Origin of the sequence: Paraburkholderia flagellata, assembly GCF_021390645.1 — a bacterium.
Lineage (GTDB): Bacteria > Pseudomonadota > Gammaproteobacteria > Burkholderiales > Burkholderiaceae > Paraburkholderia > Paraburkholderia flagellata.
On sequence record NZ_JAJEJT010000001.1, the window covers coordinates 925,961 to 938,261 of the forward strand.

General features: G+C 65.2%; 8 protein-coding genes. 7 read left to right on the forward strand and 1 reads right to left on the reverse strand.

What is annotated here, in order from left to right; translation table 11 throughout:
* Positions 1-178: 178 nt before the first annotated feature.
* The 4 genes from L0U83_RS04015 (at position 179) to L0U83_RS04030 (ending at position 7,442) form a co-directional block, all read left to right on the forward strand.
* Positions 179-2,107 carry an ATP-binding cassette domain-containing protein gene (locus L0U83_RS04015; protein ID WP_233880737.1) on the forward strand — a complete coding sequence of 643 codons (1,929 nt, stop codon included), beginning with the start codon at positions 179-181 and terminating at the stop codon, positions 2,105-2,107.
* 313 nt (positions 2,108-2,420) lie between these two features.
* Positions 2,421-4,412 carry a DNA topoisomerase IV subunit B gene (locus L0U83_RS04020; RefSeq protein WP_233880740.1) on the forward strand — a complete coding sequence of 664 codons (1,992 nt, stop codon included), beginning with the start codon at positions 2,421-2,423 and terminating at the stop codon, positions 4,410-4,412.
* A 38-nt stretch (positions 4,413-4,450) separates the two neighbouring features.
* Positions 4,451-6,766: a DNA topoisomerase IV subunit A gene (parC, locus tag L0U83_RS04025; protein WP_233880743.1), complete on the forward strand. Its 2,316-nt coding sequence runs from the start codon at positions 4,451-4,453 to the stop codon at positions 6,764-6,766.
* Between the two features lie 217 nt (positions 6,767-6,983).
* Complete coding sequence (locus L0U83_RS04030) at positions 6,984-7,442, forward strand: CopD family protein (RefSeq protein ID WP_201693629.1); 459 nt, start codon at positions 6,984-6,986, stop codon at positions 7,440-7,442.
* 52 nt (positions 7,443-7,494) lie between these two features.
* Here the strand turns inward: L0U83_RS04030 and L0U83_RS04035 are convergent, their stop codons facing one another.
* Positions 7,495-8,445, reverse strand: a complete 951-nt coding sequence (locus L0U83_RS04035; protein WP_233880745.1) for a LysR family transcriptional regulator — start codon at positions 8,443-8,445, stop codon at positions 7,495-7,497.
* Between the two features lie 151 nt (positions 8,446-8,596).
* Here L0U83_RS04035 and L0U83_RS04040 point away from each other — a divergent pair, with 151 nt between their 5' ends.
* From L0U83_RS04040 to L0U83_RS04050, 3 genes are read left to right on the forward strand one after another with little or no spacing between them, the layout of a single operon-like run.
* Positions 8,597-9,916 carry an MFS transporter gene (locus L0U83_RS04040; protein WP_233880748.1) on the forward strand — a complete coding sequence of 440 codons (1,320 nt, stop codon included), beginning with the start codon at positions 8,597-8,599 and terminating at the stop codon, positions 9,914-9,916.
* Between the two features lie 56 nt (positions 9,917-9,972).
* The gene (locus L0U83_RS04045; protein ID WP_233880750.1) at positions 9,973-11,241 is read left to right on the forward strand and encodes a Zn-dependent hydrolase; all 1,269 of its coding nucleotides are present in this window, start codon (positions 9,973-9,975) and stop codon (positions 11,239-11,241) included.
* Between the two features lie 14 nt (positions 11,242-11,255).
* Entirely contained in the window at positions 11,256-12,278 is a 1,023-nt protein-coding gene (locus L0U83_RS04050; protein WP_233880753.1) for a histone deacetylase family protein, read from the forward strand.
* The last annotated feature ends 23 nt before the right edge of the window (positions 12,279-12,301 follow it).

Sequence of the window (12,301 nt, forward strand, 5' to 3'; positions counted from 1 at the left end):
GATGTTACCGGAAAACGGATCGCGTGCCGCTGCGCCAAAGGGTCGCTAAACTCCGAGGCCTGACCTGCGTGCAGCGTTCCCCGGCAGCCCGACCTCCGCAGCCCGACCTGCGCGGCCCGACCTCCGCGGCCCGGTACAATGCCCGCTTCAGGTCCAACGCACGCATCGCTTTCCATCCATGTCGCTTTACACCATCACAGGCGCGCAACTGGCGTTCGGCCACGTCGCGCTGCTCGACAACGCGGACTTTTCGCTCGAAGCCGGCGAGCGCGTCGGGCTGATCGGCCGCAACGGCGCGGGCAAGTCGTCGCTGCTGACCATCGTCGCCGATCTCGCGAAGCCCGACGACGGCCTCGTCACGCGCCAGCAGGATCTCTCGACCGTCTACGTGCCGCAGGAGCCCGACTTTGACGTCGACGCCACGGTGTTCGACACCGTCGCCTCCGGCCTCGCCGACGTGCGTGCGCTGCTCGACGAATACGACACGGTCGCGCACAAGCTCGCGGACACGCCCGAAGGCGCCGAACACGACGCACTGCTCGCGCGCATGAACACGCTGCAATCGTCGCTCGATCATGCCGACGCCTGGAACTGGCGCACACGCGTGTCCACGACGCTCGCGCAGATCGGCCTCGAAGGCGAAGCACGCGTGGGCGCGCTCTCGGGTGGTATGCAAAAGCGCGTGGCGCTCGCTCGCGCGCTCGTCGTGCAGCCCGACATCCTGCTGCTCGACGAACCGACCAACCATCTCGACTTCGACGGCATTCGCTGGCTCGAAGAACTGCTCGTCGCGCAGCGTTCGAGCCTGCTGTTCATCACCCACGACCGCGCGTTCCTCGACCGCGTGGCGACGCGCATCGTCGAACTCGATCGCGGCAAGCTGCTCTCGTATCCGGGCAACTTCTCGCAGTACCAGGAGCGCAAGGCGCAGCAACTCGAAGTCGAGCGCGTGGAGAACGAGAAGTTCGACAAACTGCTCGCGCAGGAAGAAGTGTGGATCCGCAAGGGCGTGGAAGCGCGCCGCACGCGCAGCGTGGGCCGCATCGCGCGCCTCGTCCAGATGCGCCACGAGCGCGAGGAACGCCGCAACGTGCAGGGCAACGTGAGGCTCGACGTCGCGCAGGGCGAGAAGTCCGGCAAGATCGTCGCGGAACTCACGGATGTGACGAAGCGCTATGGCGGCCGCACGATCGTCGATAACTTTTCGTCTACGGTCATGCGCGGCGACAAGATCGGCTTTGTCGGTCCGAACGGCGCGGGCAAGACCACGCTGCTGAAGCTGATCCTCGGCGAGCTGAAGCCGGACGAAGGCACGGTGCGCGTGGGGACGAATCTGCAGGTCGCGTACTTCGACCAGATGCGCGCGCAGCTCGACATGGAAAAGAGTCTCGCCGATACGATCAGCCCCGGCAGCGACTGGGTCGAGATCAACGGCGCGAAGAAGCACGTGATGAGCTATCTCGGCGACTTCCTGTTCGCCCCCGAGCGCTCGCGTTCGCCCGTGAAGTCGCTTTCGGGCGGCGAGCGCAATCGCCTGCTGCTCGCGCGTTTGTTCGCGCGGCCCGCGAACGTGCTGGTGCTCGACGAACCGACCAACGATCTCGACATCCCGACGCTCGAACTGCTCGAAGAGCTGCTGACCGACTACGACGGCACCGTGCTGCTCGTGAGCCACGACCGCGCGTTCCTCGACAACGTGGTGACTTCGGTAATCGCGTCCGAGGGCGATGGACGCTGGCGCGAGTACGTGGGCGGCTTCACGGACTGGCAGACGCAGAGCGCGCGGGCGCAGGAAATTGCCGAAGCGCGCGCGCCGAAGGAAACGGCGGCTGCGGTGGCAGCACCCAAGGACAGCGCGGCGGGGCGCAATGCCCAGCGCAGCGTGAAGCTTTCGTTCAAGGAGCAGCGCGAGCTCGAAGAACTGCCCAAGCGCATCGAGGCGCTGGAGACCGAGCAAAAGACCATCGGCGCGAAGATCGAGGACGGTTCGATCTTCGCGAAGGATGCGCAGGAGGGCGCTCGCCTGACTGAACGTTACGCGGCGATCGACGAAGAATTGCTCGTTGCGCTGGAGCGGTGGGAAGAGTTGGAGAGCAAGCGCAAGTGATGCGAGAGAGAGCGGCCCGATAAGGGCCGCTTTTTTTTACTGCCTTTTTTACCGCGTAAGGGTGCGGCGCACTCGTCCATTCGGCTAGCCAACCCTCGCGCAAATTGCCGTGCGAGCCCAAATCAGTACAATACCTCGCGAATTCGAACAACTGCGTGAACGACTGCGCCGCCGCGAGCGCCTCTGCCACCGCGGCGTGCAGCCGGTTCACCTTGTTGTTTCGTATTGGTTTTTTTGAACGCTCAACGCGTTTTCCCCGCAGATGTCCACAGGACCTGTGGACAAGCGCGCGGACAACCCCCTGTGGATCACCATGTCAACGAAGAAGTCCAACGCTGGAAACACTGGCTATAGCGAAGCGTCGATCAAGGTGCTCAAGGGCCTCGAGCCCGTCCGGCAGCGGCCGGGCATGTATACGCGCACCGAGAATCCGCTGCACATCATCCAGGAAGTCATCGACAACGCCTCGGATGAAGCGCTCGGCGGCTACGGCCGGCGAATCACCGTGACGCTGCACGCGGACCATTCCGTCTCCGTCGAGGACGACGGCCGCGGCATTCCGTTCGGCCTGCACCCTGACGAAAAAGTCCCGGTCGTCGAGATCGTCTTCACGCGCCTGCACGCGGGCGGCAAGTTCGACAAGGCCGCCGGCGGCGCCTACACCTTCTCGGGCGGCTTGCACGGCGTGGGCGTCTCGGTCACGAACGCGCTCTCTACGCGTCTGGACGTGACCGTCTGGCGCGACGGCAAGGTCGCCGAAATCGGCTTCTCGGACGGCAACGTCACGAGGCCGCTCACCACGCGCAACGCCGCGCGCGACGAAAAGAAGACCGGCACGCGCGTGACCGCGTGGGCCGATCCCAAGTATTTCGATTCGCCCAATCTGCCGCTCGGCGAACTGCAACGTCTCTTGCGCTCGAAGGCCGTGCTGCTGCCGGGCGTCGAGGTCACGCTCGTGATCGAGAAGACCGGTGAGCACCAAAGCTGGAAGTACGAAGACGGCCTGCGCGGCTACCTGCTCGAAGGCATGGGCGGCGCCGACCTGCTGATCCCGCTCTTCGAAGGCGAGCGCTACGCCGACGCGCGCACCACCGACGACACTTTCGCCGAAGGCGAGGGCGCCACGTGGGTCGTGGCGTGGAGCGAGGAAGGCTCGCTCACGCGCGAGTCATACGTGAACCTGATTCCGACGCCTGCGGGCGGCACGCATGAAAGCGGTCTGCGCGATGGTCTCTTCCAGGCCGTGAAGAGCTTCGTCGAATTGCACAATCTTCAGCCTAAAGGCGTGAAGCTCCTGCCCGAGGACGTCTTTGCGCGCGTCTCGTTCGTGCTCTCAGCCAAGGTGCTCGATCCGCAGTTCCAGGGGCAGATCAAGGAGCGTCTGAACAGCCGCGACGCCGTGAAGCTCGTTTCGTCGTTCTCGCGCCCGGCTTTGGAGCTTTGGCTCAACCAGCACGTCGAGCACGGCAAGAAACTGGCCGATCTCGTCATCAAGCAGGCGCAGGCGCGTACGCGCGCGGGCCAGAAGGTCGAGAAACGCAAGAGCTCGGGCGTGGCCGTGCTGCCGGGCAAGCTCACCGACTGCGAATCGACCGACATCGCGCGCAACGAACTCTTCCTCGTGGAGGGCGATTCCGCTGGCGGCTCGGCGAAGATGGGGCGCGACAAGGAATACCAGGCCATCCTGCCGCTGCGCGGCAAGGTGCTCAACACGTGGGAGACCGAGCGCGACCGGCTCTTTGCGAACAATGAAGTGCACGACATTTCGGTGGCGATCGGCGTCGATCCGCACAGCCCCGACGACACCGTCGATCTTTCGAATCTGCGCTACGGAAAAATCTGCATTCTTTCCGATGCCGACGTCGATGGCTCGCACATCCAGGTGCTGCTGCTCACGCTCTTCTTCAAGCATTTCCCGCAGTTGATCGAGCGCGGTCACGTGTGCGTGGCGCGCCCGCCGCTGTTCCGTGTGGATGCGCCCGCGCGCGGCAAGAAGCCCGCGCAGAAACTCTATGCGCTCGACGAAGGCGAACTCGAGGCGATCCTCGACAAGCTGCGCAAGGACGGCGTGCGCGAAACGCAATGGACCATCAGCCGCTTCAAGGGTCTTGGCGAAATGAGCGCCGAGCAGCTCTGGGACACGACGATGAACCCCGACACGCGGCGCCTCTCGCCCATCGCGCTCGGCGACCTCGACTACGAGGCCACAGTGGCGCGCATGACGATGCTCATGGGCAAGGGCGAAGCCGCTTCGCGCCGTTCGTGGCTCGAAGAGAAGGGCAACGAAGTCGAAGCGGATATCTGAGCGCACGCGCCCATACAAGATTACGGAACGATTGAAACATGGACGATCTCTTTGCTGAAGTGACGGACGCGCCGAACGGCGACACGCTCACGCTCGGCCACTACGCGGAACGCGCCTATCTCGACTACGCGGTGAGCGTGGTGAAGGGCCGCGCGCTGCCCGACGTCTGCGACGGCCAGAAGCCGGTGCAACGGCGCATTCTCTTCGCGATGAACGAGATGGGTCTCGGCGACAACGCCAAGCCCGTGAAGTCGGCGCGCGTGGTCGGCGACGTGCTCGGCAAGTACCACCCGCACGGCGACCAGTCGGCCTACGACGCGCTCGTGCGTCTCGCCCAGGACTTCTCGATGCGCTATCCGCTCATCGACGGGCAGGGCAATTTCGGCTCGCGCGACGGCGACGGCGCGGCGGCCATGCGATACACCGAAGCGCGTCTGACGCCCATCGCCAAGCTGCTGCTCGACGAAATCGACATGGGCACCGTCGATTTCATGCCGAACTACGACGGCTCGTTCCAGGAGCCGAAGACGCTGCCCGCCCGCCTGCCCATGCTGCTGCTCAACGGCGCGTCGGGTATCGCGGTGGGTCTGGCAACCGAAATTCCTTCGCACAATCTGCGCGAAGTGGCGACGGCGGCCGTGGCGATGATCAAGAATCCGAAGCTTTCGCACGCGGAAATCATGGAACGTCTGCCGGGGCCTGATTTCCCGGGCGGTGGCCAGATCATTTCGAGCGACGCCGAAATCGCGGCGGCTTATGAGTCGGGGCGCGGCAGCCTCAAGGTGCGCGCGCGCTGGAAGATCGAGGAGCTTGCGCGCGGCCAGTGGCAACTCGTGGTGACCGAGCTGCCGCCGAGCACCTCGGGCCAAAAGGTGCTCGAAGAGATCGAGGAGCTGACGAACCCGAAGCTCAAGCTCGGCAAGAAGACGCTCACGCCCGAGCAGTTGCAGAGCAAGCAGACCATGCTCGCGCTGCTCGACGCCGTGCGCGACGAGTCGGGCAAGGACGCGCCCGTGCGTCTCGTGTTCGAGCCGAAGACGAGCCGCATCGACCAGTCCGAGTTCGTCAATTCGCTGCTTGCGAACACGAGCCTCGAATCGAACGCGTCGCTGAATCTCGTGATGATCGGCGCCGATGGCCGCCCGCGCCAGAAGGGCATCAGCGAGATTCTGGGCGAGTGGATCGGCTTCCGTTTCGCGACGGTCACGCGCCGCACGCAGCATCGCCTGACGAAGGTCGACGACCGCATCCATATTCTCGAAGGGCGGATGATCGTCTTCCTCAATATCGACGAGGTGATTCGCATCATCCGCGAGGCGGACGAGCCCAAGAGCGCGCTGATGAGCGCGTTCGGGCTTTCCGAGCGCCAGGCCGAGGACATTCTTGAAATCCGTCTGCGTCAGTTGGCGCGGCTCGAGAAGATCAAGATCGAGAAGGAACTCGCGGAACTGCGCGAAGAGAAGGCGAAACTCGAAGAGCTGCTCGCGAACGACACGTCGATGAAGCGGCTCATCGTGAAGGAAATCGAAGCCGACGCGAAGCAGTACGGCGACGATCGCCGCACGCTGATCCAGCAGGAAAAGCGCGCGAGCTTCGAGACGCGCGTGGTGGACGAGCCGGTCACGGTCGTCGTCTCGCAGAAGGGCTGGGTGCGTGCGCTCAAGGGCCACGGGCTCGATACGCAGGGCTTCACGTTCAAGGCCGGCGACGGTCTCTATGCCGCGTTCCAGTGCCGCACGCCTGACACGCTCATCGCGTGGGGCAGCAATGGCCGCGTGTATTCGGTGTCGATTGCGAACCTGCCAGGCGGGCGTGGCGACGGTGTGCCGGTCACGTCGCTCATCGAACTCGAAGCGGGCACGCATCTGCTGCATTACTTCGCGGCGAATGCGGAACAGCAATTGCTGCTGGCTTCGAGCAACGGCTTCGGCTTCATCGCGAAGATCGGCGACATGGTGAGCCGTGTGAAGGCCGGCAAGGCGTTCATGACGATCGATGAGGGTTGCGTGCCGCTCGCGCCGATGCCAATGTTGCCCGACGCTCTGCAGGTGGCGTGCCTTTCGTCGAGCGGTCGTTTGCTGGTGTTCGGCCTCGACGAGATGAAGACGCTTTCTGGCGGCGGCCGCGGCGTCACGCTCATGCAACTCGACGACAACGAGAAGCTCGTGCAGGCGCTCGCGATCAGTGCGGCGGGCGTCGTGCTTGTGGGCACGGGCCGCGGCGGCAAGGCGGGCGAGGACCTGATGTCCGGTGCGGTGTTGGCTCCGCAGATCGGCAAGCGCGCACGCAAGGGCCGCGCGCCGGACTCGAAGCTCAAGGTCGTGACGGGGATGCGTCCGGTGCTGCCGCAGTAAAAAGCGCTTTGCGTGTGACCGGAGCGCCGTGCGTGGGACCGGAGTAAGTGCCAAAGCACTAACTCCGGATCGCAAAGTGCTAACGCACTCACTCCGGTCGGCACATATCCGGCGCGAATCGCTGCGCGGCATGGAATAATGCCGCGCACAACGCATGCGACGGGAGCGCTCTCGTCGACGTGCGCCAGATAATTACACGTTACGAGGGAATTCAAGCATGGGCCACGCAATCGCAGTCGCGCTCTTTCTGCATCTGCTGGGGGTCGCCGTCTGGGTGGGCGGCATGATCTTCGCGCACTTCTGTCTGCGCCCGGCGCTCGAAGACCTCTCGCCGCAACTGCGCCTGCCGCTCATCGAATCGGTGTTCGGCCGCTTCTTCAACTGGGTGGGCGTCTCGGTCATCGTGATCCTGCTTTCCGGCGGCTTCCTCCTCATGCAACTCGGCGGCGAACACGCCACCTGGCAACTGCATGCGATGGCGGGCCTGGGCGTGCTGATGATGCTGATATTCGGCCACATCCGCTTCGCCGTGTTTCCGCGTATTCGCCGCGCCGTGCAGGCGCAGAAGTGGCCGGACGGTGCGCGCGCCGTGGGCACCGTGCGCCGGCTCGTCGTCATCAATCTCGTGCTGGGCATCGTGACGATCGGCGTGGCCGTCCTCGCGCGCGGGTTCTGACCCGCGCTCCTTCTCGTTTCTCCCGCAACGTTCGCGGCCCGCGCCTGAGTTCCTACAGGCGCTCCGCGAGCGCATGGCGCTGCATGCAGCGCTCCATCGCATCGAAGAATGCTTCTTCGGCCGCATTGCGCTTGCGTTCGCGATGCCACAGCAAGTGGATGTCGACGTCCACGAGCCCTTCCTCCGGCGGCAGCCGCCACAAGCGCTGGCGCGCCAGATCGTCCCGCACCGTATGCTCGGGCAGGCAGCCAATGCCGTAGCCCGCGAAGATCAGCCGCCGCACTTCATCGAGACTCGGTGACGACGCCACGATCCGCCCTGTGAAGCCGCGCTGGTCGCGAAACACCGTGAGCGGCGAGAGGCTGTCGCCAATCTGGTCGCTCGTGAAGGAGACAAAGTTCTCCGCGAGCAAATCGTCCATCGCCAGTTGCGAAAGCCCGAAGAGCCGGTGATGCCGGCCGCAGAACATCGCATAGCGCTGGCGCAGAAAACAGCGCATATCCAGCTTGTCGACGGGCGTGCGGCACAGGCTCAAGCCTGCGGTCGCGGTTTTCTGCAGCAGCGACGAGATGATGTCCGACGAGCGCATGACTTCGATCTGCAGATCGATGCGCGGGTAGGCCGTGTGGAACTCCGCGAGAAATTCGTCGTACACACGCGACTCGATGCGGCTCACCGTGAGCAGGCGGATCGAGCCGGTGATGTCGGCGGTGCGTTCATCGAGCCCGGTTTCGAGCTGGGAAATCGTGCCGTAGATGTCGCTTGCGATGCGGTAAACCTCTTCGCCCGCCTCGGTCGGCACGAACTGCGCGCCGCGCCGCTCGATGAGCTTGCGGCCGAGCGCGTCTTCGAGGCGTTTGAGCGCCTGGCTCACGGCCGGTTGCGTGACGTACAGGCGTGCGGCGGCGCGGCTCAGGCTGCGCTCCTGCATGATCGCGAGATATGTGCGCAGCAGGTTCCAGTCGAGTCGGTCGTTGAGAAAGCGGGTGGTATCGGCGCGCATGTGCGGTCTCCCGGCGCGGTGCTGCGCCAAGGGTATTAGTTGAATTTATGCGCTGAATAATAACGCGAAATTTGACTAATGATTTGTGGCTAGCGATAAAGCGTGCATGCAACACAAATTCATCCCACACGCGCCTGAAGGAGACCGACGCATGGCTAACTCACAACCCGGCACCCGACAGCCGGTGCGCGCCGCGGCCGCGGCGTTCATCGGCACGATGATCGAGTGGTACGACTTCTACATCTACGCCACGGCCGCCGCGCTGGTGTTCGGCGAGCTGTATTTCCCTTCCGAAGACCGCTTCGTGAGCACGATGGCGTCGTTCGCGACCTTCGCCGTCGGCTTTTTCGCGCGCCCGCTTGGCGGTTTGATCTTCGGCCACCTGGGCGACCGCATCGGCCGCAAGAAAGCGCTCATGACCACGCTGATGATGATGGGCGTCGCCACCGTCTGTGTCGGCCTGCTGCCTTCCTACGCGAGCGTGGGCATGCTCGCGCCAGTGCTGCTCGTGCTGCTGCGCGTGGTGCAGGGCATCGCTGTGGGCGGCGAGTGGGGCGGCGCCGTGCTGATGGCGGGTGAGCATGCGCCCGAAGGCCGGCGCACGTTCTTCGCTTCGTTTGCGCAGTTGGGGTCGCCCGCGGGGCTGATTCTCTCGCTGCTCGCGTTCCGCTCGGTCACCTCGCTCGACAAGGCCGACTTTCTTTCGTGGGGCTGGCGTCTGCCGTTTCTAGTTTCGGCGGTGCTGCTCGTGGTCGGCATCATGATCCGGCTCGGCGTGAACGAGTCGCCCGAGTTCGAGAAGCTCAAGGACCAGCGCCGCACGCTCAAGCTGCCCGTTGCCGAAGTGTTCCGCTCGGCGTGGGGCCTCGTGTTGCTGTGCATCGGCGCGAATACCATCGGCATTGCGGGCGTGTACTTCACCAACACGTTCATGATCGCGTACACCACGCAGTACGTCGGCATCACGCGCTCGCTCATTCTCGATTGCCTGTTCGCGGTCGCCATCATCCAGTTCCTTGTGCAGCCACTCGCCGCGTGGCTCGCGGAACGCATGGGCGGCGCGCGCTTCCTCAAGTGCGCCGCCATCGCCGCGATGGTCTCGCCGTATCCGATGTTCGTGCTCGTGCAAAGCGGCAAGGTCGTGCCGATGGTGATAGGCATCGCGATCGCCGTGGTCTGCATGGCGAGCTTCTATTCGGTGATCGCGGGCTTCGTTTCGGGCGTGTTCCCCACGCGCGTGCGCTACTCCGCGATTTCGCTCTCTTACCAGGTGTGCGGTGCGATTGCGGGCGGCCTCACGCCGCTCGTCGGCACGTGGCTCGCGCACCGCTATGTGGGGCAGTGGTGGCCGCTCGCGGTGTTCTATACGTGCCTCGCGGGCGTCTCGCTCCTGTCCATCGTCGCGCTCGACGCGCGCCGCCACGAGCATGCGCATGACGAGGCGGCAGCCGAGGCGCTAAGCGCTCGTTGAATGCTCGCTGATGCTGTGCAGGTGTACTGATTAGTTCGATTGAAATGGATGGACAGATGAAAGACCTTTTGCAGATCAACGGCCCGCGCCTTTGGGCGAGCCTCATGGAGATGGCGCGCGTGGGCGCGACCGCGGGCGGCGGCGTGCGTCGCCTCGCGCTCACGGAAGAAGACCAGCGCGGGCACGACCTGTTCGCGCGCTGGTGCCGCGAGGCCGGCATGACGGTTTGGACCGACGAAGTGGGGAACCTGTTCGCGCGCCGCGAAGGCGATGACGCGCAGGCCGCACCCGTGCTGATGGGCAGCCACCTCGACACGCAGCCCGAAGGCGGCCGCTTCGATGGCGTGTACGGCGTGCTCGCCGCGCTCGAAGTCGTGCGCGCGCTCAACGACGCGGGCGCACGCACCGTGAAGCCCATCGAGATTTGCTCGTGGACCAACGAGGAGGGCGCGCGCTTCACGCCGGCGATGCTGGGCTCGGCGGTCTTCACGGGCGCGATGACGCTGGCGGACGCACTGGCTCGCACGGACGCCGATGGCGTGACGCTCGGCGCCGCGCTCGACGCATGCGGCGCGCGCGGCACGCGTGCCGCGCAAGGCGTGGCGGTCGACGCCTATTTCGAAGCCCATATCGAGCAGGGCCCGATTCTGGAGGCGAACGGCACGACCATCGGAATCGTGACGGGTGGCCAGGCGATCCGCTGGTTCGACGTGAACGTGACAGGCGTGGCCGCGCATGCGGGCACGACGCCCATGCGCTATCGCAAGGATGCGTGGTTCGGCGCGGCGCAAATGTCGCTCGACATCGAGCGCGTGATGGCGCGCTACGCGCCGCTCGGTCTCGTGACGATTGGCCAGGCGCAGATCGCGAATTCGTCGCGCAACACGATCGCGGCGAATCTGACCTTTACGGTCGATCTGCGCCATCCCGACGATGCGCAGATCGACGCGATGGAGCGCGACTTGCGCGCGTTATGCGCGGAGGTGGCAGCGGCGCGCGGCCTCGGCGTGCAGATCGCGCATTGCTGGACGAGCCCGGCCACGCCGTTCGACGCGCAGTGCGTCGCGCTGGTCGCCGACGCGACCGAGCGCTTTGGCTATGCGCACGAGCGTATCGTGAGCGGTGCGGGTCACGATGCGATCCACCTCGCACGCTACTGCCCGAGCGCGATGGTGTTCATTCCCTGCGTGGATGGCCTCTCGCACAACGAAGCGGAAGACGCCCTGCCGGAAGACGTCACCGCTGGCGCGAACGTACTGCTGAACGCCGTCGCGGCGCGCGCGGGCGTGCGTGTGGCCGTCGCCGCCGACGCGTGCGCAAAATAGAAGGAGAACTGAACATGAAGACCTGGTTTCATCCCGATCAGTTGCTGCACCATCCGCGCGCCTATTTTTCGCGCGGCCAGTTGCGTGAGCCGCAGGAAGTGCCGCAGCGCGCCGAGCATCTCGTTGCCGCGGCGCGCTCGCTCGGCTTCGACGTAGCAGCGCCCGCCGACTTCGGCACGGCGCCCATTGCCGCCGTGCACGACATGAACTATCTGCGCTTTCTCGAAGCAGCACACACCGAATGGAAGCGCGTGCCCGAAGACTGGGGCGAAGAGGTGATGTCGAACATCTACGTGCGCGAGCCGAATCCGCTGCGCGGCATACTCGCGCAGGCGGCGCGCTATCTCGCCGATGGCAGCTGCCCTGTGGGCGCGAATACGTGGCGCGCGGCCTACTGGTCGGCGCAAAGCGCGCTGGCGGCTGCGGCGTGTGTGAACGATGGCGCACGCGAGTCGTACGCGCTTTCACGTCCGCCCGGCCATCATGCCCGCGCGGACGCGGCGGGCGGCTTCTGCTATCTGAACAACGCGGCCATCGCGGCGCAGTCGCTGCGCAGCCGGTTCAAGCGCGTGGCGATCCTCGACACCGACATGCACCACGGCCAGGGTGTGCAGGAAATCTTCTATGGCCGCAGCGATGTGCTCTACATCTCGATCCATGGAGATCCGACCAACTTCTATCCCGTGGTCGCTGGCTACGAGGACGAGCGCGGCCACGGCGCGGGCGAGGGCTACAACGTCAATCTGCCGATGCCGCATGGCGCATCCGAAGCGGTCTTCTTCGAGCGCGTGGAGGCGGCGCTGCGCGTGCTCGAGCGCTTCGAGCCGGATGCGCTCGTGCTTGCGCTCGGCTTCGACATCTATAAGGACGATCCGCAGTCGAAGGTCGCCGTGAGCACCGAAGGGTTCGGGCGGCTCGGTACGGCGATCGGCGCGCTCGGCCTGCCTTCGGTCATCGTGCAGGAAGGCGGCTATCACCTCGAGAGCCTCGAAGACAACGCGCGCGCGTTCTTCGGCGGCTTTACGGGGGCGCGCTGATCAGCGCATGCCACGCATCACGC

Excerpts from the sequence above, each read along its gene's own strand:
- L0U83_RS04015 (WP_233880737.1), top strand. The coding sequence starts at position 179 with ATGTCGCTTTACACCATCACAGGCGCGCAACTGGCGTTCGGCCACGTC.
- L0U83_RS04020 (WP_233880740.1), top strand. The coding sequence starts at position 2,421 with ATGTCAACGAAGAAGTCCAACGCTGGAAACACTGGCTATAGCGAAGCG.
- parC (WP_233880743.1), top strand. The coding sequence starts at position 4,451 with ATGGACGATCTCTTTGCTGAAGTGACGGACGCGCCGAACGGCGACACG.
- L0U83_RS04030 (WP_201693629.1), top strand. The coding sequence starts at position 6,984 with ATGGGCCACGCAATCGCAGTCGCGCTCTTTCTGCATCTGCTGGGGGTC.
- L0U83_RS04035 (WP_233880745.1), bottom strand. The coding sequence starts at position 8,445 with ATGCGCGCCGATACCACCCGCTTTCTCAACGACCGACTCGACTGGAAC.
- L0U83_RS04040 (WP_233880748.1), top strand. The coding sequence starts at position 8,597 with ATGGCTAACTCACAACCCGGCACCCGACAGCCGGTGCGCGCCGCGGCC.
- L0U83_RS04045 (WP_233880750.1), top strand. The coding sequence starts at position 9,973 with ATGAAAGACCTTTTGCAGATCAACGGCCCGCGCCTTTGGGCGAGCCTC.
- L0U83_RS04050 (WP_233880753.1), top strand. The coding sequence starts at position 11,256 with ATGAAGACCTGGTTTCATCCCGATCAGTTGCTGCACCATCCGCGCGCC.